Origin of the sequence: Cutibacterium avidum ATCC 25577, from assembly GCF_000227295.1 — a bacterium.
In the GTDB taxonomy this organism is placed as follows: domain Bacteria; phylum Actinomycetota; class Actinomycetes; order Propionibacteriales; family Propionibacteriaceae; genus Cutibacterium; species Cutibacterium avidum.
Genome location: NZ_JH165054.1, coordinates 2,109,926 through 2,134,707, shown reverse-complemented (window position 1 = coordinate 2,134,707; position 24,782 = coordinate 2,109,926). Strand labels below are relative to the sequence as shown.

The 24,782-nt window shown below is 63.9% G+C and carries 23 protein-coding genes; 19 read left to right on the top strand and 4 right to left on the bottom strand.

The features are described from left to right. Positions 1-243 precede the first annotated feature (243 nt). Together aceE and HMPREF9153_RS09525 are read left to right on the top strand one after the other, a co-directional pair. Positions 244-2,997 (top strand): pyruvate dehydrogenase (acetyl-transferring), homodimeric type, encoded by a 2,754-nt coding sequence (aceE, locus tag HMPREF9153_RS09530; RefSeq protein WP_004811606.1) that lies wholly within the window; start codon positions 244-246, stop codon positions 2,995-2,997. A gap of 116 nt (positions 2,998-3,113) precedes the next feature. Further along, positions 3,114-3,518 carry a DUF3052 domain-containing protein gene (locus HMPREF9153_RS09525; RefSeq protein ID WP_004811605.1) on the top strand — a complete coding sequence of 135 codons (405 nt, stop codon included), beginning with the start codon at positions 3,114-3,116 and terminating at the stop codon, positions 3,516-3,518. A 101-nt stretch (positions 3,519-3,619) separates the two neighbouring features. Here the strand turns inward: HMPREF9153_RS09525 and HMPREF9153_RS09520 are convergent, their stop codons facing one another. Both HMPREF9153_RS09520 and HMPREF9153_RS09515 read right to left on the bottom strand, forming a co-directional pair. Next, positions 3,620-5,857: a glycoside hydrolase family 3 C-terminal domain-containing protein gene (locus HMPREF9153_RS09520; RefSeq protein ID WP_004811604.1), complete on the bottom strand. Its 2,238-nt coding sequence runs from the start codon at positions 5,855-5,857 to the stop codon at positions 3,620-3,622. Beyond that, a complete protein-coding gene (locus tag HMPREF9153_RS09515) occupies positions 5,854-6,162 on the bottom strand; it encodes a hypothetical protein (protein WP_004811603.1) in 309 nt (102 codons plus the stop codon). The genes HMPREF9153_RS09520 and HMPREF9153_RS09515 overlap by 4 nt, the downstream gene beginning before the upstream one ends. 44 nt (positions 6,163-6,206) lie before the next feature. On the opposite strand from HMPREF9153_RS09515, the gene mgrA reads away from it, so the two are divergent. The 10 genes from mgrA (at position 6,207) to pyrE (ending at position 17,649) form a co-directional block, all read left to right on the top strand. Then, entirely contained in the window at positions 6,207-7,220 is a 1,014-nt protein-coding gene (mgrA, locus tag HMPREF9153_RS09510; protein ID WP_004811602.1) for an L-glyceraldehyde 3-phosphate reductase, read from the top strand. Positions 7,221-7,377: 157 nt separating this feature from the next. Then, positions 7,378-7,953, top strand: a complete 576-nt coding sequence (pyrR, locus tag HMPREF9153_RS09505; protein WP_004811601.1) for a bifunctional pyr operon transcriptional regulator/uracil phosphoribosyltransferase PyrR — start codon at positions 7,378-7,380, stop codon at positions 7,951-7,953. Continuing rightward, complete coding sequence (locus tag HMPREF9153_RS09500) at positions 7,950-8,894, top strand: aspartate carbamoyltransferase catalytic subunit (protein ID WP_004811600.1); 945 nt, start codon at positions 7,950-7,952, stop codon at positions 8,892-8,894. Before pyrR ends, HMPREF9153_RS09500 begins: the two co-directional genes overlap by 4 nt. Next, positions 8,891-10,228 (top strand): dihydroorotase, encoded by a 1,338-nt coding sequence (locus HMPREF9153_RS09495; protein ID WP_004811599.1) that lies wholly within the window; start codon positions 8,891-8,893, stop codon positions 10,226-10,228. The genes HMPREF9153_RS09500 and HMPREF9153_RS09495 overlap by 4 nt, the downstream gene beginning before the upstream one ends. Next, positions 10,225-11,313 (top strand): carbamoyl phosphate synthase small subunit, encoded by a 1,089-nt coding sequence (locus HMPREF9153_RS09490; RefSeq protein WP_004811598.1) that lies wholly within the window; start codon positions 10,225-10,227, stop codon positions 11,311-11,313. Before HMPREF9153_RS09495 ends, HMPREF9153_RS09490 begins: the two co-directional genes overlap by 4 nt. Then, entirely contained in the window at positions 11,313-14,519 is a 3,207-nt protein-coding gene (gene carB, locus HMPREF9153_RS09485) for a carbamoyl-phosphate synthase large subunit (protein WP_004811597.1), read from the top strand. The genes HMPREF9153_RS09490 and carB overlap by 1 nt, the downstream gene beginning before the upstream one ends. Beyond that, on the top strand, positions 14,519-15,313 hold the full coding sequence (locus HMPREF9153_RS09480; protein WP_004811596.1) for a dihydroorotate dehydrogenase electron transfer subunit: 795 nt from the start codon (positions 14,519-14,521) through the stop codon (positions 15,311-15,313). Before carB ends, HMPREF9153_RS09480 begins: the two co-directional genes overlap by 1 nt. Beyond that, entirely contained in the window at positions 15,310-16,233 is a 924-nt protein-coding gene (locus tag HMPREF9153_RS09475; RefSeq protein ID WP_004811595.1) for a dihydroorotate dehydrogenase, read from the top strand. The genes HMPREF9153_RS09480 and HMPREF9153_RS09475 overlap by 4 nt, the downstream gene beginning before the upstream one ends. Positions 16,234-16,259: 26 nt before the next feature. Then, positions 16,260-16,970 carry an orotidine-5'-phosphate decarboxylase gene (pyrF, locus tag HMPREF9153_RS09470; protein WP_004811594.1) on the top strand — a complete coding sequence of 237 codons (711 nt, stop codon included), beginning with the start codon at positions 16,260-16,262 and terminating at the stop codon, positions 16,968-16,970. A 28-nt stretch (positions 16,971-16,998) separates the two neighbouring features. After that, a complete protein-coding gene (gene pyrE, locus HMPREF9153_RS09465; RefSeq protein ID WP_015582833.1) occupies positions 16,999-17,649 on the top strand; it encodes an orotate phosphoribosyltransferase in 651 nt (216 codons plus the stop codon). Between the two features lie 113 nt (positions 17,650-17,762). On the opposite strand, the gene HMPREF9153_RS09460 is transcribed toward pyrE, so the two are convergent. Continuing rightward, a complete protein-coding gene (locus tag HMPREF9153_RS09460; protein WP_004811591.1) occupies positions 17,763-18,569 on the bottom strand; it encodes a fructosamine kinase family protein in 807 nt (268 codons plus the stop codon). A gap of 35 nt (positions 18,570-18,604) precedes the next feature. Between HMPREF9153_RS09460 and rimO the strand changes: the two genes are divergently transcribed. The 4 genes from rimO (at position 18,605) to HMPREF9153_RS09440 (ending at position 21,628) form a co-directional block, all read left to right on the top strand. Then, positions 18,605-20,029 (top strand): 30S ribosomal protein S12 methylthiotransferase RimO, encoded by a 1,425-nt coding sequence (rimO, locus tag HMPREF9153_RS09455; RefSeq protein ID WP_036980151.1) that lies wholly within the window; start codon positions 18,605-18,607, stop codon positions 20,027-20,029. A 120-nt stretch (positions 20,030-20,149) separates the two neighbouring features. Further along, positions 20,150-20,770: a CDP-diacylglycerol--glycerol-3-phosphate 3-phosphatidyltransferase gene (gene pgsA / locus HMPREF9153_RS09450; protein ID WP_004811587.1), complete on the top strand. Its 621-nt coding sequence runs from the start codon at positions 20,150-20,152 to the stop codon at positions 20,768-20,770. Next, complete coding sequence (locus HMPREF9153_RS09445) at positions 20,767-21,252, top strand: CinA family protein (protein WP_004811585.1); 486 nt, start codon at positions 20,767-20,769, stop codon at positions 21,250-21,252. The genes pgsA and HMPREF9153_RS09445 overlap by 4 nt, the downstream gene beginning before the upstream one ends. 100 nt (positions 21,253-21,352) lie before the next feature. Further along, positions 21,353-21,628, top strand: a complete 276-nt coding sequence (locus tag HMPREF9153_RS09440; protein WP_004811583.1) for a helix-turn-helix domain-containing protein — start codon at positions 21,353-21,355, stop codon at positions 21,626-21,628. A gap of 120 nt (positions 21,629-21,748) precedes the next feature. On the opposite strand, the gene HMPREF9153_RS09435 is transcribed toward HMPREF9153_RS09440, so the two are convergent. After that, positions 21,749-22,507 carry a DeoR/GlpR family DNA-binding transcription regulator gene (locus tag HMPREF9153_RS09435; RefSeq protein ID WP_036902406.1) on the bottom strand — a complete coding sequence of 253 codons (759 nt, stop codon included), beginning with the start codon at positions 22,505-22,507 and terminating at the stop codon, positions 21,749-21,751. Between the two features lie 149 nt (positions 22,508-22,656). Between HMPREF9153_RS09435 and HMPREF9153_RS09430 the strand changes: the two genes are divergently transcribed. The 3 genes from HMPREF9153_RS09430 (at position 22,657) to recX (ending at position 24,751) form a co-directional block, all read left to right on the top strand. Further along, positions 22,657-22,851, top strand: coding sequence for a DUF3046 domain-containing protein (locus HMPREF9153_RS09430; RefSeq protein WP_004811580.1), 195 nt, complete (start codon positions 22,657-22,659; stop codon positions 22,849-22,851). 308 nt (positions 22,852-23,159) lie between these two features. Beyond that, entirely contained in the window at positions 23,160-24,206 is a 1,047-nt protein-coding gene (recA, locus tag HMPREF9153_RS09425; protein ID WP_015582828.1) for a recombinase RecA, read from the top strand. Further along, positions 24,203-24,751 carry a recombination regulator RecX gene (gene recX / locus HMPREF9153_RS09420; protein ID WP_023032630.1) on the top strand — a complete coding sequence of 183 codons (549 nt, stop codon included), beginning with the start codon at positions 24,203-24,205 and terminating at the stop codon, positions 24,749-24,751. Before recA ends, recX begins: the two co-directional genes overlap by 4 nt. Positions 24,752-24,782: the final 31 nt, after the last annotated feature.

Genomic DNA, 24,782 nt, shown 5'->3' with positions numbered 1-24,782 from the left:
ACCTGAGCCTCCCCCCGGCGAAACGTCGGACAGTCTAATGGGGATGTGGTTGGGCCGCGATGTCCTTCCTCGCGTCTGCCTCAAGGCAGGAATTTCGCGCTGAGTCGATTTACGACATCTGCAAGTGACTTTTCTTTCATAACACGACACAATAGGTTGGCGGCGGGCCCTCGGGCTGCCACCTCGAACCGTCACCGGTGACGACGCCGGTAGCGCGTCAACGTCGATGAGAAAGGACCCAGCGTGATCCCACGCGAAGAACGTGGACCAGTCCTCAACGGACTACCGACAACATTGCCTGACATCGATCCCGAGGAGACCCAGGAGTGGATCGAATCCCTCGACAAGATGGTCGAGGCTGACGGTCCCAACCGTGCTCGGATCGTGTTGCTGAAGATGCTGGAGCGGGCTCGTAGCCACGGTCATCTCGATCTGTCGGCTCTCACCTCCACCGATTACATCAACACCATCGCTGCCGAGGACGAGGAGGAGTACCCCGGCGACGCCGAGATCGAGCGGAACATCCGTCGTCTGCTGCGGTGGAACTCCGCCATCACGGTGCATCGCGCTCAGCGTCCCGGCATCGGCGTCGGTGGCCACATTTCCACCTATGCCTCCGCAGTCACCCTCTACGAGGTCGGCCAGAACCACTTCTGGCGTGGACAGGACGCTCCCGGTGGTGGCGACCAAGTCTTCTTCCAGGGTCATGCAGCTCCGGGTATGTACGCCCGCGCCTTCCTGGAGGGACGCCTCAGTGAGGAGGATCTTGACGGGTTCCGTCAGGAGAAGTCGAAGGCTGGTCACGGCCTGCCCTCCTACCCCCACCCGCGCATGCTTCCCGACTTCTGGCAGTTCCCGACGGTGTCTATGGGGCTGGGACCGATGGACTCCATCTACCAGGCGTCCATGAACAAGTACCTCACCAACCGTGGTGTCAAGGACTGCTCCGACCAGCACGTCTGGGCCTTCCTCGGCGACGGCGAGATGGACGAGCCGGAGTCGCGTGGCTTCCTGCAGGTTGCCGCCAATGAGGAACTCGACAACCTTACCTTCGTCATCAACTGCAATCTTCAGCGTCTGGACGGCCCGGTGCGTGGCAACGGCAAGATCGTCCAGGAGTTGGAAGCCGTTTTCCGTGGTGCCGGCTGGAACGTCATCAAGGTCATCTGGGGATCGGGCTGGGATCCGCTGCTGCAGGCTGACCGCGACGGCGCTCTCGTCGACATCATGAACAACACTCGTGACGGCGACTACCAGACCTTCAAGGCCAACGACGGTGCCTATGTCCGTGAGCACTTCTTCGGTCGTGATCCGCGCACCGCCAAGATGGTCGAGAACTGGACCGACGAACAGATTTGGGCGCTGCGTCGCGGCGGCCACGACTATCGCAAGATCTACAACGCCTACAAGGCCGCCACCGAGTTCAGGGGAGCTCCGACCGTGGTGCTCGCCTGCACCATCAAGGGCTACGACCTCGGAACCCACTTCGCGGGCCGCAACGCGACCCACCAGATGAAGAAGCTGGCCCTCGACGACCTCAAGCAGTTCCGTGACCGTCTCGAGATCCCGATCTCCGACAAGGTCCTGGAGGCCGACCCGTACCGCGCCCCGTACTTCCACCCGGGCACCGACGATGAGCGCATCCAGTACCTCATGGAGCGTCGTCGTGCTCTGGGCGGTTTCGTGCCGGAGCGTCGCGTGAAGTTCACCTCTCTGCCAATCCCGGAGCAGAAGGCCTTCGACGGTGTCAAGCGTGGATCGGGCAAGCAGGAAGTCGCCACCACCATGGCTTTCGTGCGTTTGCTCAAGGACCTCATGCGCGACAAGAACTTCGCCCCGCACGTCGTCCCGATCATCCCTGACGAGGCCCGTACCTTCGGCATGGACTCGTTCTTCCCGACGATCAAGATCTACAACCCGCACGGCCAGAACTACACCCCGGTGGACCACGAGCTCATGCTCAGCTACCGCGAGGCCAAGAACGGCCAGATCTTGCACACCGGCATCAACGAGGCAGGCTCGACGGCTGCCTTCATCGCTGCCGGTTCGGCCTACTCCACCCAGGGCGTGCCGATGGTGCCGATCTACCTGTTCTACTCGATGTTCGGATTCCAGCGCACCGGTGACTCCTTCTGGGCCGCCGGCGACCAGATGTGCAAGGGATTCATCATCGGCGCAACCGCCGGGCGCACCACCCTGACAGGTGAGGGCACCCAGCACATGGACGGCCATTCGCCGATCCTGGCTGCCACCAACCCGGCGGTCGTCTCCTACGACCCGGCCTACTCCTACGAGATCTCCCACATCGTCCAGGCCGGTCTGGAACAGATGTACGGTGAGAACCCCGAGAACGTCATGTACTACCTGACGGTCTACAACGAGCCGATCGTCCAGCCGGCCGAGCCTGAAGGAGTCGACGCCGAGGGCATCGTCAAGGGCATGTACCTGCTGTCGAAGGGTTCCTTCGAGGGGGTTGGTGAGGACGCCCGTCGCGTCCAGCTGTTGGCCTCCGGCGTCGCGGTGCCGTGGGCCCTTGAGGCTCAGAAGCTCCTCAAGGACGACTTCGGTGTCGTTGCCGACGTCTGGTCGGTCACCTCGTGGAACAAGCTGCGTCGTGACGCCATGGAGGCCGAGGAACAGGCCTTCCTGCATCCTGAGCAGGGCAAGCGCACTCCGTACATCGTGCAGCGCCTGGCCGATGCCCCTGGCCCGGTCGTCGCGGCCACCGACTACATGCGTCAGGTCCCCGACCAGATCGCTCAGTGGGTGTCGGGAGACTACGCGTCCCTGGGTGCCGATGGGTTCGGGTTCTCCGACACCCGCGCCGCTGCCCGTCGCTTCTTCCACATCGATGGACCGTCCATGGCCGTCCGAGCCCTGCAGATGCTCGCCGAGCGGGGTGAGATTCCGCAGGATTGGCCGGCCAAGGCGGCTGAGAAGTACGACCTTCTCAACGTCAACGCTGGGTCGTCCGGCAATGCCGGCGGCGACGCCTGATCGAATCTGACGACGCGGAGGTCACCCCTGAGGTGGCCTCCGCGTCTCGCATCTGGCACGCTTGTTCCAAGGCGTCTTTCGCGCCAGACGCACATACGTGAGGAAGCTGAGGATTCGTGGGAAGCGGCACCGATTTGGACAAGCTCGGTCTCGAGGCCGGGCAGGTGGTCCAGGAGCTCGGTTGGGACGATGACGTTGACGAGGATCTCCGCCAGGAGGTCATGGACATCATCGATGGCGACATGATCGAGGATTCGATCGATGCCGTCGACATCGTCTGGTTGTGGTTGCGTGCCGAAGACGGGGATGTGGCCGATGGACTGGTGGACGCCATGCGCGACCTCTCCGACGATGGTTTCATCGTGCTCGTCACCCCAAAGGTGGGACGTCCTGGCACCATCGATCCGGCAGATCTTTCCGACGGTGTCGACACCGCTGGCATGGTGCTGACGACCAGTTATGACGCCGGCGAGGACTGGCAGGCCCACAAGGTCTTGCGTCCCCGTGGTGGACGTCGTTGACCTGGTCCACTTTCTGACTCGGTCTGATCTCATCCAGGCGTGCGGCGGCACGCTTCCCCTGACATGTATCGGTGACCCGTCATGGGCCACCGACTCGCGTCTCAGTCGCCGAGCATCTTGTCGAGTTCCTCCGGCGTCATGATTGGCGCCATCTGGAGCATCTTGTAGGCCGGCATGGCAAGGATGAAGGCAGCCGTTGTCGGGTCGCTGTCAAGGTCGATGCCGGTCTGCTCGGTGGCCCGCCGGACCTTGGCGGCGAACTCCTCATCCGCGTCCATCCACTCAGCCACGGTGGAATCGCGACGCAGCGGGTGGCGGACTGTCGGGGCGTCGAGGATGACCTCTCCGGTCAGTGGAAGGTCACGACTGGAGATACCCACCTCAACCCTGACGGTACCTGGTTCGACGGTCCATGAGTGCAGCAGAATGTCCCAGTAGGACAGGTCTCGACGGGTGAGGTCAATGGTGATCGATCGGCTCTCGCCAGGGTCCAGCTCCACGCGGAGGAAGGCCTTGAGCTCGCGTACGCAACGGTCGACGGTAGCGTCGGGAAATCCCAGGTACACCTGTGGGACGGTGGCACCAGCGCGGTCGCCGGTATTGGAGACGGTGAAGCTGACGGTGAGCACCGTCTCGTCCTGAGCAGTTTCGTCGGAGACCGGCCGGACGAGTAGATCGAGGTCGCAGTAGGCAAAGGTCGTGTAACTTAGCCCGTGGCCGAAAGGATAGGCGACCTCGCGTTCGGTGGCATCGAGGCCGCGATAACCGATGTACCTGCCCTCGCCGTAGGTGACGTGCTGAAACTCTCCGGGGAAGTTGAGCTGGGCAGGGATGTCAGACAGCTTTCTCGTAATGGTCTCGGCGAGGTGTCCGGATGGATTGACCTTACCTGTCAGGACATCGATGACGCCGGATCCGCTGGCCTGTCCACCCAGCCAGCACTCGACGATGGCGTCGGCCTGGTCATCCCACTCGGCAGTGCCCACCGATGAGCCATTGGAAAGGACGACGATCGTATGGGAAGCGACCTTCCTCACCCGGGCCAGAAGGTCGATCTGGTCGGTCGGTAGATCGGTGTTCGTGCGGTCATATCCCTCGGACTCGGCTACGGCCGGAAGCCCGAGGAAGAGAACAGCTGTCTTGCCCCGGGACAGAGATACGGCCTCGTCAGCCAGTTGCGGATCGGGGTGGTCGGTGAGAGTGAATCCGGGAGCGAAGGGGACGTCGTCCCAGGTCTGGCGCAGACTGTCCAGAGCGGTGTCAACACGAGTCGGATTGACCTTGGATGACCCCGCTCCCTGATAACGCGGGGTGCGTGCGAACTCTCCGATGACGACGACGTCGTCAGGGTCGATCAGTGGTAGGACGTCCCCGTCATTCTTGAGCAGCACCACCGAGGCAGCAGCCGCCCGACGAGCAAGCTGGTGGTGGGCCTCGATGTCGTAACTGCCGGGATCGGCCATGGCAGCCGACGCCCGCGCAATGAGGGAGAGAATCCGTGCCACAGCGGTGTCGAGGATCTCTTCGTCAAGATCGCCACTACGCACAGCCTCGACGATCCGGGCGTCGTTGCGCGGAGCGTCACCGGGCATCTCGAGATCGAGCCCGGCGCGTAGCCCCTCGACCCGATTGACGACGGCACCCCAGTCGGAGATGACGAGTCCCTTGTAACCCCATTCCTCGTGCAGCAGCTCCGTGAGTAGCCAACGATTCTGGCTGGAGTAGACCCCGTTGATGGCGTTGTAGGAGCACATCACCGTCCAGGGGTCAGCCTGCTTCACGACCATCTCGAAGGCCGGAAGATAAATCTCGCGCAGAGTGCGCTCGTCAATCTCAGCGTTGACTCTCAGCCGGTCGGTCTCCTGATTGTTCGCGGCGAAATGCTTGAGGGAGGTGCCGACTCCCTGGGACTGGATGCCGCGCACCAACTCGGTGGCCAAGGTCCCGGCGAGAACCGGGTCCTCGGAGAAGTACTCGAAGTTGCGTCCGCACAGCGGGGAGCGTTTCATATTGATGCCAGGGCCAAGGAGGACTGACACAGATTCGGCCCGTGTCTCCTCACCCAGAGCCACGCCGATGTCATGGACGAGCTCTGGATCCCACGTCGATGCCAACCCAGCAGCGGTGGGGAAACAGGTCGCGGGGACGGAGTCATAAATCCCTGCCATGGATCCGTCGGCAACCTTGCGCAGGCCGTGTGGACCATCCGTCACCATCGGTCCGGGAATCCCCAGCTTTTCGACGGTCTGGAGGTGCCAGGAATCACCTCCTGAGCACAAGGAGGCCTTCTCCTCGAGGGTGAGCTGGGAGATGAGGTCGGTGATCTCAGCTGGGGTCATGTTGGCTCCTTCGTCAACGTCGAGACCATTATCGTCCTGGCCTGCGACAGATTAGGGGAGAGGATGTTCTGGCTTGTCATGGCGGAATCATGAGTCAGCATCGCAAGATCGAACTGGACCAGTAGGTTTGGCGCCTTCAGCAACAGGAGGTGCGGCCTCCCCGGCAGTGACGGAATGACGGAGTCGGCTATCAGATCTATCCATGTGGCTACGCCGACGCCAATGGCGAAGGAACTAGTGACCTGGCCGGGACTCGCTCCCACCTTGGCCATCTCGTCGAGCTCGGGATCGATGTGCGAGGTCATTGACGCGTCCTCCCACCACGGCTGATTTTCGGTACGCTGAGGCCATGGCAGTGAGCACCTATGGGGCAGCCCAAGATCGCTACGACACCATGGAGTACCGACGTTGCGGGACCAGCGGATTGTTGCTGCCTGCCATCTCCCTGGGCCTGTGGCACAACTTCGGAGACCTTCACCCAGGGTCCACCCAGCGTGCCGTGCTGCGTCGTGCCTTCGACCGTGGCATCACCCACTTCGACCTCGCCAACAACTACGGTCCGCCCTATGGTCAGGCGGAGATCAACTTCGGTCGCATCTTGGCCACCGACTTCAAGCCCTACCGTGACGAGCTCATCATCAGTTCCAAGGCGGGCTACGACATGTGGCCTGGCCCCTACGGACAGGGAGGCGGCTCCCGCAAGTACCTCATCGCCTCCTGCGACCAGTCCCTCAAGCGCTTGGGCCTGGACTACGTCGACATCTTCTATTCCCACCGCTTTGACCCGGACACCCCGCTCGAGGAGACCATGAGATCCCTCGACCGCATCGTCCGCTCCGGACGCGCCCTCTACGTCGGCATCTCCTCCTACGATCCGGAGCAGACCGAGAAGGCAGCCGCCATCGCCCGCGACCTCGGCACCCCGCTTCTCATCCACCAGCCGCGCTACAACATGTTTGACCGCTGGATCGAGGATGGCCTGGTCGACACCTGTGAGCAGGAGGGGATGGGCATCATCTGCTTTTCCCCGTTGGCACAGGGAATCCTCACCGACAAGTATCTCAAGGGCATTCCGGCCCAGTCCCGGGCTGGCATGGGTGCGGTTTCCCTGCGTCCCGAGCAGATCGATGACGCCACCCGCGCCGCCGTCTCAGCCCTCAATGAGATCGCCAAGGACCGCGACCAGACCCTCGCCCAGATGGCTCTGTCGTGGATCCTGCGGGATTCCCGCATCACCAGCGTCATCGTCGGTGCCTCCTCGGTGCCGCAGCTGGACTCCGACCTTGACGCGTTGGGAGCGACACCGTTCACCGACGACGAGAGGGTGAACATCGAGTCGGTGCTCGCTGATCACGCCTGCTGAGATAACTTCAGTCCGGGTCGTGCTACGCTCTTGGCGACGCCCTTTAACGGCGATCCCGTGAGGTCGCGAAGGTCGTGCCAACAGGCGGCTGCGCATGTGCGCGTCGCCCGGTGTGCTCCACCCTCGCACCCGCGGTGTCCAGCGGTAGGAGCCTGTTATGCAACTCACCCAGTCATCCGGCCAAGTCACCGTCCTCGACTCCAAGGCTTTGGAGCGGGCGCTGACGAGAATCTGTTACGAAATCGTCGAGCGCAATGAGGGGCTCGACCAGTTGGTCATCGTCGGTATTCGCACCCGCGGCGCATACCTGGCACAGCGTATGGCCGCCAAGCTGTCCTCCCTGAGCGATGTGGATGTTCCCATCAGTGAGCTGGACATCACCTTGTACCGGGACGACCTCGATCCCAATGAGCACCGCGAGCGCCCGCAGAACCCGGTGCTCTCCGGCAACAACGTCCCGAGGGACCTGGCCGGCAAGACGGTCGTCCTCGTCGACGACGTCCTCTTCACCGGTCGCACCGTGCGGGCTGCCCTTGACGCCCTGCTCGACACTGGCCGGCCCGACCGCATCCTGCTGGCTGTCATGGTCGATCGCGGTCACCGCGAGCTACCGGTCCGTGCCGATTTCGTCGGGAAGAACATCCCCACCTCTCTGGGTGAGGCTGTTGACGTCCGCGTCACCGAAGTCGATGGCGAGGACGCCGTCACCATTCGAAAGGTGGCATCCCGATGAGTGCTGAGGTCGTTGAGGAGTTCGACGTCGACTACTCCGGACGCCACTTCCTGTCCGTGGAGGACATGTCCAATGACGATGTCATGAAGATCATCGATCGCGGACGTCAGTTCAAGGCCGGCGAGGCCCCGCACGTCGAGCCTGGGCACGTCGCCATCAACATGTTCTTCGAGAACTCCACCCGAACCATGACGAGCTTCCAGATGGCCGAGCACCGCCTGGGCATGAAGGTCCTCGACTTCGATCCGGGACACTCCAGCGTCACCAAGGGGGAGAGTCTCTACGACTCGGTGCGCACGGTCGACGCCATCGGTGCCGAGGTGGCCGTCATCCGCCACTCCACCAACCATTACTACGACTACCTGTTGTCGACCGGGATGCTCGGTCTGTCGGTCGTCAATGGTGGCGACGGTTCCGGTCAGCACCCCAGCCAGTGCATGCTCGACCTCATGACCATCGCCGAGGAGTTCGGTCACGTCGATGGCCTGACGGTCGCCATCAGTGGCGACATCGCCCACTCGCGAGTGGCTCGTTCCGATGCCCAGATCCTTGCCCGTCTTGGTGCCAATGTCGTCTTCACCGGCCCGCGCGAGTGGATGGACCACGACGTCACCAGGCTCGGCACGATGGCCACCCTCGACGAGACCATCTCCGACGTAGACGTCGCCATGATGCTGCGGGTCCAGCATGAGAGGTTCGATGCCGGCCCAGACTTCTCCGCCACCGACTATCTGCAGGCCTTCGGACTCACCGACGAACGGGCGAAGCGGATGAAGCCGAACGCGATCATCATGCACCCGGCCCCGGTGAACCGCGGATGTGAGATCTCCGGTCACCTCGTGGAGGCCCCCTCATCTCGTATCTTTGAGCAGATGGGGAACGGAGTCATGGTGCGAATGGCCATTCTGGAACAGGTGCTGCAGGCCAGGGAGACGAAGTGAGCCGAAAGGTCCTCCTCACCGGGTTGACCATGCTGGAGGGAGCCACCCCGGTTCCCTCCCAGCTCCTCGTTCGCGATGACCGAATTGAGGCCATTTCACGAGGTCGTCGCAATGCCCTCGACGGAGCCGACGCCGAGATCATCGACCTGGGCGGGGCTCTCGTGACTCCCGGCATGGTGGACCTGCACGTCCATCTGCGCGAGCCGGGACAGGAGCACAAGGAGACCATTGCCTCGGGCACTGCCGCCGCAGCCCGCGGCGGGTGGACGACGATCTGCGCGATGCCGAACACCGTGCCCGACCCGCACACCACTGAGCTCATGGCCGACCTCAAGCGCAGGATCAAGGAGTCAGCGATGGTGCGAGTGCGGCCCATCGCTCCCATCACCGTCGGGCTGACGAGTACCGATCTGGTCGACGTCGATGCCCTGACCCAGGCCGGGGCCATAGCCTTCTCCAATGATGGCAAGGGCGTCCAGCTGGCCGGAACGATGTACGACGCCATGCGCGCTGCCGCCGCGGCGGACCGTCCCATCGCTGCCCATGCCGAGGACGAGTCCCTGGTGCGTGGCGGGGTCATCAATGACGGACGCCGGGCCCGCGAACTCGACCTGCCGCCCATGACTCGTCTCACCGAGACGGTCCAGGTGGCCCGAGACGTCATGATCGCAGAGGCCACCGGGGCCCACTACCACCTGTGCCACGCCTCGACCAGGCAGTCGATTCGCACCCTGCGTCGTGGTCGGGAGGACGGTGCACGGGTCACCGGCGAGGCGGCACCACATCACCTGCTGCTGGCCGACGAGGACATCCCTGGCGACGATGGGTTCTACAAGATGAATCCCCCGCTGCGCACTCGGGATGACGTCGACGCCATGGTCGAGGGGCTGTGTGACGGCACCTTGACCTGCATCGCCACGGACAATGCCCCGCACGCCGGTGCTGAGAAGGATTGTTCCTTCCGCAATGCCGCCTTCGGGGTCATCACGAATGAGCACACCTTCGCCCTGCTGTACACGAACTTCGTGCTGAACCGTCGATTCCGCCTGGATCAGCTGGTCGACTGGCTCACCGTCGGGCCTGCGGACACGTTCGGGCTGGCCGATGCCGGACGACTGCGAGCGGGCGGACCGGCCGACCTGGCCGCCTTCGACCTGCAAACCCAGACGACGATCATCCCCGAGGAGGGTGCCGGCATGGGACGCAACACCCCATTTGCCGGTCGCCCCGTCCTCGGTGACTGCGTGCTGACGATGGTCGGTGGCCGGACGGTGCACCGTCGAGGACAGCAGATCGGCAAGACTGATGACCACGAGATGGGAGACCCGCGATGAGCAGACGCACCCTGTTGTTGGCCGATGGGACGAGCTACCAGGGGGAGGCCTTCGGGGCTGACCTTCAGGTGAGTGCCGAGGTCGTCTTCACCACCGGGATGACCGGATACCAGGAGACCCTCACCGACCAGTCCTACAACGGACAGATCGTCACCTTCACCTACCCCCTCATCGGAAACTGCGGCATCAACCGCGACGACATGGAGTCCCTCTTCCCGACGACTGCCGGGGTCATCTGCCGAGAGGTGCCGCGACTGGCCAGCAACTGGCGCAACCGTCGCAGCCTCGACGAGTTCCTCACCACCCATGGCATTCCAGGCCTGGCTGGCATCGACACTCGTGCCCTGGTGCGACGACTGCGTAACGAGGGGGTCATGAAGGGGGTTCTTCTGGGCCCGGGCGCCGATCTCGACGCCGAGCTGGAGAAGCTGCGCGACACCCAGCTTCCCACCGACCAGATCGCCCAGGTTTCCACCCGCACCGCCTATCCGTCGCCCCTGGGCGGACGCGGCGTGGTGCTCCTCGACTTCGGCCTTAAGCACTCCATCCTGCGCGAGCTCGGCAAGCGGGGATGCGCCGTCACCGTGGTGCCCTGGAACATCTCGGCCGACCGGGTGCGTGCCCTGGCCCCGGACGGCATCATGCTGTCTAACGGCCCCGGCGATCCGAAGTCGATCCCGCAGGTCCAGGACGTGGTGCGTGAGCTCCAGGAGGACTATCCGGTCTTCGGCATCTGCATGGGTCACCAGATCTTCGCCCTGGCCAACGGAGCCGACACCTACAAGTTGCCCTTCGGACACCGTGGTTTCAACCACCCGGTGCGCGAACTGTCCACCGGACGGATCGATTTCACCAGCCAGAACCACGGATACGCCGTCGATCCCGACTCAGTGGCCGGGACGGAGTTGGAGATCACCCACATCGAGATCAATGACGAGACGGTCATGGGTGTGCGTCACACCCGTCTCGGGTCCTTCTCGGTGCAGTACCACCCCGACGCGGCCGCCGGGCCGCACGACGCAGCCCACGTCTTCGACGACTTCGTGGCACTCATGGACGCCAATCACTCTGGAGGCCAGAACTGATGCCCCGCCGCACCGACCTGCATCGCATCCTCGTCATCGGATCCGGTCCGATCATCATCGGTCAGGCCGCCGAGTTCGACTACGCCGGCACCCAAGCCTGTCTGGCCCTCAAGGAGGAGGGGTACGAGGTCATCCTCGTCAACTCCAACCCAGCCACGATCATGACCGACCGCGACATCGCCGACAAGGTCTACATCGAACCGATCACCCTGGAATTCGTCTCCTCGATCCTGCGCCGGGAACGTCCCGACGCCATCGTCCCCACCCTGGGCGGTCAGACCGGCCTCAACTTGGCCACCGAACTGGCCAAGTCCGGGATCCTCGACGAGTTGGGCATCGAACTGCTGGGCACCAAGCTCTCCGCCATTGAGAAGGCGGAGGACCGTGACCTGTTCAAGCAGCTCATGGACGAGCTGGGCCAGCCGGTGCCGGCTTCCGAGATCGTCCACACCGTCGACGAGGCGGTTGAGGTGGGTAACACCATCGGTTACCCGCTCATCGTCCGTCCCGCCTACACTCTCGGCGGTACCGGCGGCGGTATCTGCCATGACGAGGCCGAACTGGTTCGCATCGTCGGGAAGGGTCTGGAACTCTCCCCGGTCACGGAGTGCTTGGTCGAGCAGTCGATCGCCGGGTACAAGGAGATCGAGTACGAGATGATGCGCGACGGCGCCGACAACACCATGGTCGTCTGCACCATGGAGAATTTCGACCCGGTCGGTGTCCACACCGGAGACTCCATCGTCTTCGCCCCCACCCAGACCCTCACCGACGTCGAGCACGAGATGTTGCGCGACGCGTCGATCGAGTTAGTCCGGGCGCTGGGCATCGAGGGAGGCTGCAACGTCCAGCTCGCCCTGGACCCGGAGTCCTTCCAGTACTACGTCATCGAGGTCAACCCGCGAGTCTCGAGGTCCTCGGCCCTGGCCTCCAAGGCCACCGGCTACCCGATCGCCAAGATCGCCGCGAAGATCGCCGTCGGTATGACCCTCGACGAGATCCGCAATCCCGTGACCGGGACGACCTGGTCGATGTTCGAGCCCATGCTCGACTACGTCGTCGCCAAGATTCCGCGCTGGCCCTTCGACAAGTTCGCCCGGGCCGATCGCCGCCTCGGCACTCAGATGAAGGCCACCGGCGAGGTCATGGCCCTGGGGCGCACCATCGAGGAATCCCTGCTCAAGGCAGTGCGCTCCCTGGAGATCGGCGTCGACCACATCGCTCTGCGTGATGTCGCGGACCTACCTGACGACATCCTCGAGGAACGCCTGCTGCACGCCCGAGACGACCGTCTCTTCTGCTTGGCCGAGGCGATTCGCCGCGGTCGCACTGTGCACGAGCTCCGCGAGCAGACCAAGATCGACGTCTTCTTCCTCGACAAGATCGCCCACATCCTCGAGATCGAGGAGAGGCTGCGGGCCTGCCCCGATGATCCGGAAGCTCTCTGGATCGCCAAGCGCAACGGCTTCTCCGATCCGGCCATTGCCCACTTCTGGGGCAGGACCGCCGATGAGGTACGCAACCGTCGAGTCGAGACCGGTATCAAGCCGGTCTACAAGATGGTCGACACCTGCGCCGGCGAGTTCGACTCCTCGACCCCGTACTTCTACTCGACCTACGAGATGGAGAACGAGTCGGTGAAGTCGAATCGCCCCAGCATCCTGGTGCTGGGCTCCGGGCCGATCCGCATCGGTCAGGGCATCGAGTTCGACTACGCCACCGTGCACTCGGTCAAGGCCATCCAGGCCGCCGGGTATGAGGCGATCATCATGAACTCCAACCCGGAGACGGTGTCCACCGACTTCTCCATCTCCGACAAGCTGTACTTCGAACCGCTCACCATCGAGGACGTCATGAACGTCATCGACCTCGAGCAGCCGGAGGGGGTCATCGTCCAGTTCGGTGGCCAGACGGCCATCAACCTTGCGGGCCAGCTGGAGGCTGCCGGGGTGCCGATCCTGGGCACCCAGCTTGCCGACCTCGACCGCGCCGAGGACCGTGAGGGATTCGAGTCCCTGCTTGCGGAGCTGGGGATCCCACAGGCTCCTGGTGGTACCGCCCGGTCCACCGAGGAGGCTCTGGTGGTCGCCGAGGAGCTCGGGTACCCGGTGCTGGTACGTCCTTCCTACGTCATTGGTGGTCGTGCCATGGCCATCGTGACGAGCGCCGAGGAGCTCAGGCGGTACATGCGCGACGCCGTCCACGCCAGCCCCGACAAGCCGGTGCTGGTGGACCGTTACCTCAATGGTCTTGAGTGCGAGGTCGATGCCATCTGTGACGGCACCGACGTCCTCATCCCCGGCATCATGGAGCACATCGAGCGTGCGGGAGTACACTCCGGAGACTCGATGGCCGTCTACCCGCCGCAGCGGATGGGCCAGAAGGTCACAGATCGCATCGTCGAGGTGACGACGGAGCTGGCCCTGGGGCTGAACACCAAGGGCATCCTCAACATCCAGTTCGTCATCGCCAAGGATCCCTCAAGCGGTGAGGACACGGTCTACGTCATCGAGGCCAACCCTCGTGCTTCGCGCACCGTTCCCTTCCTGTCTAAGGTCACCGGGGTGTCGATGGCCGAGGTGGCCACCCGGATCATCCTCGGGGAGAAGCTCTCGGACCTCGATCTGCAACCTGGACTGCTGCCGGTCTCCACGCGCATCCACGTCAAGTCTCCGGTGTTCAGCTTCTCCAAGCTCGACCTGGTCGACTCGCACCTGGGACCGGAGATGAAGTCGACCGGTGAGGTCATGGGTTCTGACGACACCGTCGAGAAGGCGTTGTACAAGGTCTTCGAGGCCGCAAGTCTGCACGTCCCCGAATATGGCAAGATCCTCATCACGGTGGCCGACGACGCCAAACCCGAGGCCCTCACCCTGGCCCGTCGCTTCGACCGGATCGGATTCCAGCTCGTCGGCACCAAGGGTACCGCGCGGTTCTTCGACGAGGGTGGCCTGAGGATCGACGTGGCCGAGAAGATCGGGTCGGGGGAGGCTGGTTCCACCGAGTCCGTCCTCGACCTCATCAGTCGCAACGGGTGTGACGCCGTCATCAACGTCATGGGCAACGGCCAGGGCACCATCATCGACGGAAAGCAGATCCGTCGTGAGGCCATCGCCCGGGGCATCCCGCTGTTCACCTCCCTCGACACCGCCGCGGCGATCTGCCGGGTGATGGAGTCGCGAGTCTTCTCGACGGAGTCGATCTGATGAGCGGGGCCACGGGGCAGCGTCCGGCCCCTCAGATGATGGAACTGACGGATCGTCAGGAGATTGCCCGCGGGGTGTACTCGGTGCGGCTCATCCCTGACGGGCCGATGCCGAGGGCCGTCCCGGGAACCTTCCTCGACCTGCTGCCCGGTGGGTTGCACGTGCTGCGTCGGCCACTGTCCATAGCTGACGCGGACGAGGAGGGATACACCCTCATCTTCAGGGTGGTCGGACGAGGAACTGACGAGCTGTCGCGGGCGCCTCTCGGGGCAAGGATGGACGTCCTCGGCCCGCTGGGACACGGATTTGCCTCCGACTCCGTGCAGTCTGGACAACGGGCCCTGCTCGTTGGTGGAGGCGTGGGCATCCCGCCGCTGTACCTGCTCGGTCGTCGCCTCGTGGAGCGTGGCGTCCAGGTGCAGTTCCGACTGGGATTCCGGAGCCGCAACGACATCTTCTGGGCTGATGAATTCTCCCAGCTGGGCGAGGTGCTCATCTCCACCGACGACGGATCGGTGGGGACGAGGGGGACCGTCGCCCAGATCGCCGAGACCGACGCAGCGCGACGGTTCGTCCCCGACATCGTGCAGGCCTGTGGGCCCATCCCGATGCTGAAGTGGGTGAAGTCGGCCCTGGCACCGACGGTGCGCACTCAGCTCTCCCTGGAGGAGAGGATGGCCTGCGCGGTGGGTGCCTGCTACGCCTGTGTCATCGGGGACGCGGGGGACCCCGATCATCAGTTCCGGGTGTGTTACGAAGGCCCGGTGTTCGAGGCCGAGGAGGTCGTGCTGTGAACAGGTTGGCCGTCTCGCTGCCGGGCTTGGAGCTCAAGAATCCGATCATGCCCGCCAGTGGGTGTTTTGGCTTCGGTTCCGAGTATGCCCAGTACTACGACCTGTCAGTGCTGGGATCGATCATGATCAAGGCGACCACCGTTGAGCCGCGTCTCGGCAATCCGGTCCCTCGGGTCGCCGAGACCCCCGGCGGGATGCTCAATGCCATCGGTCTGCAGAATCCCGGTCTCGACGTCGTCATGGCCGAGAAGCTGCCGTGGTTGGCCGAGCGCTTCCCGGACCTGCCGATCATTGCCAATGTCGCCGGGTACACCACCGAGGACTACGTCACGGTTTCCGAGGTCATCTCGACCGCTCCGAACGTGGCAGCCCTGGAGATCAACATCTCCTGCCCCAACGTCAAGCGCGGAGGAATCACCTTCGGCACCAATGCGACCGCCGCCCACGACCTGACGAAAGCCGTCGTCGCGACCGCCAACGTGCCGGTTTACGTCAAACTGTCTCCCAACGTCACCGACATCACCGAGATCGCCAGAGCGGTCGCTGACGCCGGGGCCGACGGCCTGACCCTCATCAACACCCTCACCGGGATGAGGATCAACCTGGGATGGCGAAAACCCGTCATCGCCAACGGCACGGGCGGGCTCTCCGGGCCAGCCGTCCTTCCCATCGCAGTGCGCATGATCGACGTCGTCACCCGGGTCGTTGACATCCCCGTCATCGGGATGGGTGGGGTGACGACCAGCGCCGATGTCCTGGAACTCATGATGGCTGGGGCCTCGGCGGTCGCCGTCGGTACCGCCAACTTCACCGATCCGTTGGCCTGCCCCAAGATCATCGACGGCCTTGAGCCGCTCATGGACGACCTGCACATCCCCAGCCTCGAGGGCCTCCGCACCGAGGTCCGCCGGTCTCGCTGATCATCGACCACCATCAAGGAGTACACATGGACACCAGCCGTCCGATCATCGCCCTCGACCTTCCCGGCGCCGAGGCTGCCCTCGACTTCGTCGCGAAGTTCGACGAGAGCCTCTTCGTCAAGGTGGGGATGGAGCTGTTCTACGCGGCAGGTCCGAGTGTCATCACCAGCCTCAAGGACGCCGGGCACGATGTTTTCTGCGACCTCAAACTCCACGACATCCCCAACACCGTCAAGGGTGCGGCCATAAGCCTGTCCCGGCTGGGAGCAGATCTGCTGACCGTCCACGCCGCGGGCGGAAAGGCCATGATGGAGGCAGCTCTGGAGGGCCTCGGGGATGCGGCCGGGACCACTCGTGTCATCGCCATCACCCAGCTCACCTCGACCTCCCCAGAAGCGCTCAAGACCGAGCAGCTCATCGAGGTGCCGCTGGCCGAATCGGTGCGCAACTACGCCAAACTTGCCCAGTCGGCCGGTCTGGCTGGTGTCGTCTGTTCGGCCCATGAGGCCGCCGACATCGCCTCGGTGACGGGTTCGGGCTTCCTGCGTGTCACCCCCGGTATCCGTCCGGCAGGCGCCGCGGTGGGGGACCAGTCCCGGGTCGCCACCCCTGGCAACGCGGCCTCGATGGGCTCCTCGGCCATCGTGGTGGGCCGTCCCATCACCAAGGCCGACGACCCGGTCGCGGCCTATCACGCCATCCGCGACGAATGGAATGCCGGACGCACGGCAGCCTGACGACAACACCACCTGGAGGAAGACCGTCATGACCGTCACCAACAAGGAGATCGCCCAGCAGTTCGCCGAGCGTCTGCTCGACATCGAAGCTGTCTCGCTGTCCCCGGATGCCCCGTTCACCTGGGCCTCCGGCCTGCACTCACCGATCTACTGCGACAACCGCGTGACCCTCTCGGACCCACAGATCCGTGACCTCATCGCCTCGGGCCTGGCCGAGCTGGTGCGCGCGAATTTCGATCAGGTCGACGTCGTCGCCGGGACCGCCACCGCTGGCATCGCCCACGCCGCGCTGGCTGCCGATCGTCTCGGTGCCCCGATGGCCTATGTCCGTTCCGCCCCCAAGGACCACGGACGCGGCAACCAGATCGAAGGACGCATCCCGGACGGCTCCAAGGTCGTCATGGTCGAGGACCTCATCTCCACCGGCGGCTCGGTGCTCAAGGCCGCTCAGGCCGTCGAGCGAGAGGGATCGACGGTGGTCGGCGTCCTCGCCTTGTTCTCCTACCAGCTGGAGAAGGGGCATCGTGCGTTTGAGGAGGCCGGTCTGCCGCTGTACACCCTGTCGAACTACCCGACCCTCATCGAAGTGGCAGCGGAGTCCGGACGCATCACCCCGGAGCAGCTGGCCACCCTGCAGACCTGGTCCTCAGATCCGCAGGCCTGGTCCGACGCCCACTGATTGCCTGTCCAGGCTGGCCTCATCGACTCACAACGATGCCGAGAACCGGCTGGTGAGACATATTCGTGGCCTCGTCACATGACGGGGCCACGAGCCCGTTCCGGGGAAGACGATCAGAGGTAGCGGCGTGCTACCTCGACGGTCTCACCGACATATCCGCCGCCGAAGAGGAAGCAGTGGACGATGAGCATGTGGAGCTGGTGCAGCCCAACTCGTTCCTGCCAACCGTCGGCCAGTGGGGACTCCTCGTCGTAGGCGGCACGAATCTCGTTGGTGAAGGGGGCACCAAAGACCGACAAGGAGGCAAGGTCCTCCTCGGCATGACCACCTTGGGCAGCAGGATCGATGAGGACGACTCCGTCGGAGGTCCACATGAGGTTCCCGGACCACATGTCACCGTGCGTACGAGCGGCAGGATCGGTCACCAGGGCGGGCTGGTCGTGGTCGAGCACCCCGCTGGCCAGCCGGTCGACGAGTTTGGACATGATCGCGCGGGCGCCGGCGTCAAGGCTGTCCATGTAGGGCTCGATGCGGTGGCGGGCGTAGAACTCTCCCCACGAGTCAATGTGTTCGGAGGGCAGGCGCAGGGGAGCGCGACCGATATATCCGCCGTCAGGGGTGAACCCGTCGGGTGCCGCTCCCAGGTGGGATGCCCCTGCTGCGTGGGTGTGAGCCAGGCGTCGACCGAATTCCTCAGCCGCCTCACGGGTGGGACGGATCGGGGAGAGCTCGGGTTCCGTGAGCCAACCATTGCCATGGTCCAACACCTCGACGATCGCAGCTCCAGCGGGCTGGGCAGCCGCGAGCCATGTCAACCCGGCAACCTCGTAGTCGATGGCGTTCTTGTGGTGGTCGGTCTTACGAAAGGGCATGTATCCCACGGTAGACGCGTAGGATGCAGCCGAAACCACCTCGTCCATCAGAATGGAGTCTCGTGTCTGCCGGTGATCACCTCATGACAGTCCATCTCGTGTCGATGGGCTGCGCCCGCAACGACGTCGATTCCGAGGAGCTTGCGGCCCGCATGGAGGCTGGCGGATTCCGTCTCGTCGACGACCCCAGCGAGGCCGAGACGGTCGTCGTCAACACCTGCGGATTCATCGAGCAGGCCAAGAAGGACTCCGTCGACACCTTGCTGGCGGCCGCAGACCTCAAGGGCCACGGACCCACTCAGTCGGTTGTAGCGGTTGGGTGCATGGCCGAGCGCTACGGACGTGAACTGGCCGAGTCCCTCCCCGAGGCTGACGCCGTGCTGGGATTCGACGACTACGACGACATCGCCGATCGGCTTCGCACCATCCTCGACGGGGGATCCATCGAGGCCCATGTTCCGCATGACCGTCGCACCCTACTTCCGATCAGCCCGGTCGATCGCAGGCCAGCCAGCTCTGGTGTGTCGATTCCCGGCCATGGCACCGCCCCTGATCTGTCGGCCACGATGGCCCCGGCCTCGGGCCCTCGAGCCACCCGACGCCGTCTCGGCTCGGGACCCAGCACAGCGCTGAAGATGGCCTCGGGCTGTGATCGTCGCTGTGCCTTCTGTGCCATCCCGCGATTCCGGGGCTCCTACCTCTCCCGACCTGCCGCCGAGATCGTCGAGGAGGCACGCTGGCTGGTTGACCATGGCGTCAAGGAGGTCTTCCTCGTCAGTGAGAACTCCTCCTCCTACGGCAAGGACCTGGGGGATCTGCGCGCTCTGGAGAAACTCCTCACCGGCCTGGACAATGTCGACGGGCTGGAATGGATTCGGGTGTCCTACCTGCAACCCGCAGAGCTTCGACCGGGGCTCGTCGACACCATGCTGGCGACCGCCAAGGTCGTGCCCTACTTCGATCTGTCCTTCCAACACGCATCAGGGCCGTTGTTGCGCCGGATGCGCCGCTTCGGTGACGCCGAGTCCTTCATCGACATCATCGAGTCCATCCGTTCGCGTTGTCCGGAAGCCGGCTTCAGGTCGAACTTCATCACCGGCTTCCCCGGCGAGACCGAGGCCGATGTCGAGATCCTCGCCGATTTCCTGCAGCGGGCGCGGCTCGATGTTGCTGGCATCTTCGCCTATTCCGACGAGGAAGGCACCGAGGGAGCCACCCTCGACGGCCATGTCGACGAGGACGTGATTGCTGCTCGACGCGAAGATCTCGCCGATCTCATCGACGAACTCGTCTCCCAGCGCGCCGAGGATCGTGTCGGCACCCGTGGTCGGGTCATGATTGAGGAGACCGGCGAAGCCATCGTCGGCAGGGCGGAGCATCAGGGCCCGGAGGTCGACGGGGTCGTGACCCTCGTCGATTCTGCCGGGGTGAGCGTCGGCGACATCGTGGACGTCGATTTCGTCGGCTCTGACGGCGTCGACCTCGTTGCGCGCCCGGTACTGACCTGAGCGTCATTGCCACGGCATCGGCACCACGGTGGTCCCACGGCGCTGACGTCGACGGACCAATCGGGAACCATTTCGGGGCGGTGAGTCGCATCAGGCGTCGTCACGCGAGATACTGTGCCCATGGCCACGAAGAAGGACCGCTCCAGCAACATCAACGTTCCGAATGCGCTGACCCTGCTGAGAGCCGTTGCGGTTCCAGTCTTCGGATGGATGCTGTTGGCCCATGCCCATGAGGGCGGCTGGCGGACGGCGACGACGATCGTCTTCATGGTGGCGATCCTCACCGATTTCGTCGACGGCAAGATTGCCCGCAAGTACAACCTCGTCACCAACTTCGGCAAGATCGGTGACTCCATCGCTGACAAGGCGCTCACCGGCATGGCCTTCATCGGCCTGTCGATTCTCGGCGAGTTGCCATGGTGGATGACGATCATCATCCTGCTGCGCGAGTGGGGCATCACCGTCATGCGGATGAAGATGCTCAAGTATGAGGTGATGGCGGCCAACAAGGGCGGCAAACTCAAGACCGCTATGCAGTCCCTGGCAATCACGCTGTTCTGCCTCGGCCTGTGGCGAACCCCGACCTTCGTCGACGTCTTCGCCTGGGCCGTCATGATCATCGCCTTCCTGCTCACCGTCGTCACTGGCCTGGTGTACATCAGGGACGCCATCCAGATCCGTAACCGTGCCAAGAACGCTGGGGTCAAGCCGGTGAAGTCTCGGAAGCAGAACCTCAAGTGACCGGCGACGAAGGCGCACGTCGATTCATTGCCGGGTTGTCGGAACGCGGTCTGACGGCGGCAACCTGCGAATCCCTGACAGCAGGCCTGGTCTCGGCGACCATCACGACCGTTCCGGGGGCTTCGGCGGTCTTTCGTGGCGGTCTGGTGACCTATGCCAGCGACCTCAAGACCAAGCTCGCTGGGGTCGATGCCGGCTGGATCGCCGAGAACGGGGTCATCAATTCCATCACTGCGGCTCAGATGGCGATGGGATGTCGGAAAGCCTGCCGGGCTGACATTGGTCTGTCCTGCACCGGGGTTGCCGGGCCAGATCCCCAGGACGGTGAGGGGGCCGGAACAGTCTTCATCGGTGCGGTGTACGAGGGAGCTCCGATCGTGAAGCGTCTTCAGCTGGAGGGGCCACGCGAGGAGATTCGACGGGCGACGGTCCAGGCACTTCTGGACCTCGGATGCGAGGTTTTGAGCGGTTCGCAGAACTGACGACGACCCCGTAAGAAAAATGTGAAGAATTTCGCCGTGTGGGGAATGTTTCATCCGCTGGGAGCGTTGTCATGGATGAATCACCTAGGAGGAGACGCCCATGAAATCAGCTATGCTGCGTGAGATGCTCGGCGAGTCGCTGCGTGAACAGAGGTTCGCACAGGGCCGCACCCTGCGTGAGGTGTCTTCTGCCGCACGCGTGTCCCTCGGATACCTCTCGGAGGTCGAGCGGGGCCAGAAGGAAGCTTCCAGCGAGCTCATCCTCGCCATTTGCACCGCTTTGGACCTCCCACAGTCCGAATTGATGCGCATCGTCAGCGACAAGATGCTCAAGAGTGAAGGCACCCCCGAGCACCGCATCACTGTTGCGGCATGAACAACCCCCTGAACTTCTGACGTGTCCCGGTCCCGTTGGGGCCGGGAACTTCTGTGTTGTGGGTCTCTCGACCACGAATGGCCCGGATTGGCTCCGCCATCTGGGCGGCGCGCGGCCTGATCAGTCAGTCGGTGCGTGGACGATACGAATTGCGATTCCGAGAGCGCGCAACCGGGCCAGCTCGTCGGGATCAGCTGAGTCGTCGGTGACGAGGAGGTCGACGTCCTTGGCCTCAGCCAGCTTTGCCAGGGTGACTCGGCCGATCTTGGAACCGTCCACAGCCGCGATGATGCGAGCTGCTCTCTTGATCATGGTGTGGTTTGCAGCGGCTTCGATGCCGTCGTGGGTCGTCAGGCCACCCTCGGCACTCAGTCCGTCACACCCCACGATGGCGGTGCCGACGTTGACCTGCTTGAAGGTGGACTCGGCCAGGGAGCCGACCAATTCCAAGGAGGAGGGGCGTAGCACCCCGCCGGTGATGAGGACACGTTGCTGGCCCTGGCCGGCGGCCTCGAGGGCGATACTCACGGAGTTCGTGATGAGGGTGAGGTCATGGCGATGATGCAAGGCCCGGACGATCTCAGTGGTCGTCGTGCCGCCGGTGAGCCCAATCGCGTGACGTCCCACCGGAAGCTCGGAAGCAACGGCATGCGCGATGGCTTCCTTGGCGCGGCGACGACGGCCGTCCCGCAAGTTGACGGGCAGTTCGGCACCCGTTCCGGCGCGGCGAGCTGTTCCATGTGAGCGAATGAGAAGGCCTTGCTCAGCGAGTGAGGCAACATCGCGTCGGATCGTCGCAGCACTCGCTCCCAGGGTGGCCGCCATGGCCCGCAAGGGGACCTCGTCGTGGTCACGCAACATGGCGAGAATGGCGACCATGCGGTCGTTTCGCCGTGAGGATGATGAATGGGCATCCGACGGCATCGTCATCGCTTCTCCTTTCGCGCGACTCATGGCTCGTGGGGAGAGCCGTGCAGTGAGCGTTCGCACATCTGCGCTGATCTTATCCTGCCCTTAGGCTTGTCTTCATGACAGAGACCCAATTGTGGACGCGACTGGCTGAGGCCCTGGGTGACGACTACTGCCGAATCTGGGCTGCACAGCAGGCTGTACCGGGTCTCGACTCACGGACTGTGCAGGAAGCCTTGGCTGATGGGGTCGATGCCAAGACGATTTGGCGGGCCTGCTGGGAGGCACTGGAGCTGCCCGACTCGCTGCGCTGACCTGGGGAGATGGACGTGTCCGGACGCCGAGGAACGGTGCCAAAACGAAAACGGAACAAAACCGGAACACGACGCGCTGCAAAGTCGTCAGTGGCATCTGGAAGGGTTGTCCACAAGCGAGCGGACAGCCGTGACGGCAGTCATCCACAGGAACGAACTTGGCTGACGGATTGTCCGACCTCGCTCCTACAGTTTGAGTGATGACACGGGGAAACCGGTGAGTCTCCCTCATCACGACACATGACCAACGCTGCGGCGATGCCGCGCGGCAAATGGGGCGGGAGACCGCCTTCAAGGAAGGAACGGACATGGCAGCGACCGCAGATCGCGAACAGGCCCTTGCCACGGCCTTGCAGCAGATCGAGAAGCAGCACGGCAAGGGCTCCGTCATGCGCCTTGGCGAGCAGGAGACCGTGAAGATTGCGGCGATTCCGACGGGATCGGTGGCCCTGGACGTCGCCCTCGGTGTGGGAGGCCTCCCACGCGGCAGAATCGTCGAGATTTATGGTCCGGAGTCCTCGGGCAAGACGACGGTGGCCCTGCACGCCATCGCGAACGCTCAGGCCGAAGGCGGCATCTGCGCCTTCATCGACGCCGAGCACGCCCTCGACCCGGAGTACGCCCGCAAGCTTGGTGTTGACACTGACTCCCTGCTGGTGAGCCAGCCTGACAACGGTGAACAGGCCCTCGAGATTGCCGACACCCTGGTGCGGTCGGGCGCCCTTGAGCTCGTCGTCATTGACTCCGTCGCAGCCCTCACCCCGAAGGCTGAGATCGAAGGAGAGATGGGTGATTCCCACGTCGGTCTGCAGGCTCGCCTCATGAGCCAGGCCTTGCGCAAGATGACCGGTGCCCTCAACGCGGCCGGGACGACGGCCATCTTCATCAACCAGCTGCGCGAGAAGATCGGTGTCATGTTCGGCTCCCCGGAGACGACTACCGGTGGACGCGCGTTGAAGTTCTACTCCTCGGTGCGACTGGACGTGCGCCGCATCGAGACCCTCAAGGACGGTTCCGAGATGGTCGGTAACCGTACCCGCGTCAAGGTCGTCAAGAACAAGGTCGCCCCGCCGTTCAAGCAGGCCGAGTTCGACATTCTCTATGGCCAAGGCATTTCCCGAGAGGGAAGCCTCATCGACATGGGCGTGGACTGCGGGATCATCACCAAGTCCGGATCGTGGTTCAGTTACAACAATGAGCAGCTGGGTCAGGGTAAGGAGAATGTCCGCAACTTCCTCAAGGGCAACCCGGACGTCGCCAACGAGGTCGAGGACAAGATCCTCACCCACCTGGGTCTGCGTGAGGCCGAAGTTCCCGAGGGAGTCGATCCCGAAACCGGTGAGGTGGAATTCTGAGCCGGCGACGCAAGGATTCTCCAGAGGAGTTGACCGACGACCAGTGGTACGAGGAAGCTCGCGAGATCTGCCTCAAACGACTGGATCGTCGGGCCAACACCCGAAGTGAACTCGCAGCAGCTCTGGATTCCAAAGGTGTGCCCGAGCAGGTGCGTGAGGCAGTCCTTGATCGCCTCACCGAGGTGGGGCTCGTCGATGATGCTGACTTTGCCAACCGATGGATAGCGTCCCGTCACGGTGTGCGGGGTCTGTCCCGCAGAGCAGTGGCAGTCGAATTGTCGCGCAAAGGGGTCGATTCCCAGATCATTGAGGACGCGACCTCCCAGATCACGGAGGCTGACGAGTTGGATGCCGCCACTGAACTCGCAGTGAACAAGCTGCGGGCAGGTCGAGGTGTCGAGGAAGCCCGTCTGACCCGCCGGGTGTTGGGTGCCCTGGCCCGCAAGGGCTACGGACCCCAGGTCGCCTGGGCCGCCATCCGTGCCGCCCGCGAGGAACTCGGTGAGGAACCCCCCGAAGCGCCGATGACCGGCCCCTTCGACTAAGGTCGTATCGTTTGCCCCTCACCTCGGTTTT

Excerpts from the sequence above, each read along its gene's own strand:
- HMPREF9153_RS09520 (WP_004811604.1), bottom strand. The coding sequence starts at position 5,857 with ATGACCCCAGCTGAGATCACCGACCTCATCTCCCAGCTCACCCTCGAG.
- HMPREF9153_RS09515 (WP_004811603.1), bottom strand. The coding sequence starts at position 6,162 with ATGACCTCGCACATCGATCCCGAGCTCGACGAGATGGCCAAGGTGGGA.
- mgrA (WP_004811602.1), top strand. The coding sequence starts at position 6,207 with ATGGCAGTGAGCACCTATGGGGCAGCCCAAGATCGCTACGACACCATG.
- pyrR (WP_004811601.1), top strand. The coding sequence starts at position 7,378 with ATGCAACTCACCCAGTCATCCGGCCAAGTCACCGTCCTCGACTCCAAG.
- HMPREF9153_RS09500 (WP_004811600.1), top strand. The coding sequence starts at position 7,950 with ATGAGTGCTGAGGTCGTTGAGGAGTTCGACGTCGACTACTCCGGACGC.
- HMPREF9153_RS09490 (WP_004811598.1), top strand. The coding sequence starts at position 10,225 with ATGAGCAGACGCACCCTGTTGTTGGCCGATGGGACGAGCTACCAGGGG.
- carB (WP_004811597.1), top strand. The coding sequence starts at position 11,313 with ATGCCCCGCCGCACCGACCTGCATCGCATCCTCGTCATCGGATCCGGT.
- HMPREF9153_RS09480 (WP_004811596.1), top strand. The coding sequence starts at position 14,519 with ATGAGCGGGGCCACGGGGCAGCGTCCGGCCCCTCAGATGATGGAACTG.
- pyrF (WP_004811594.1), top strand. The coding sequence starts at position 16,260 with ATGGACACCAGCCGTCCGATCATCGCCCTCGACCTTCCCGGCGCCGAG.
- pyrE (WP_015582833.1), top strand. The coding sequence starts at position 16,999 with ATGACCGTCACCAACAAGGAGATCGCCCAGCAGTTCGCCGAGCGTCTG.
- HMPREF9153_RS09460 (WP_004811591.1), bottom strand. The coding sequence starts at position 18,569 with ATGGACGAGGTGGTTTCGGCTGCATCCTACGCGTCTACCGTGGGATAC.
- rimO (WP_036980151.1), top strand. The coding sequence starts at position 18,605 with ATGACAGTCCATCTCGTGTCGATGGGCTGCGCCCGCAACGACGTCGAT.
- pgsA (WP_004811587.1), top strand. The coding sequence starts at position 20,150 with ATGGCCACGAAGAAGGACCGCTCCAGCAACATCAACGTTCCGAATGCG.
- HMPREF9153_RS09440 (WP_004811583.1), top strand. The coding sequence starts at position 21,353 with ATGAAATCAGCTATGCTGCGTGAGATGCTCGGCGAGTCGCTGCGTGAA.
- HMPREF9153_RS09435 (WP_036902406.1), bottom strand. The coding sequence starts at position 22,507 with ATGGTCGCCATTCTCGCCATGTTGCGTGACCACGACGAGGTCCCCTTG.
- HMPREF9153_RS09430 (WP_004811580.1), top strand. The coding sequence starts at position 22,657 with ATGACAGAGACCCAATTGTGGACGCGACTGGCTGAGGCCCTGGGTGAC.
- recA (WP_015582828.1), top strand. The coding sequence starts at position 23,160 with ATGGCAGCGACCGCAGATCGCGAACAGGCCCTTGCCACGGCCTTGCAG.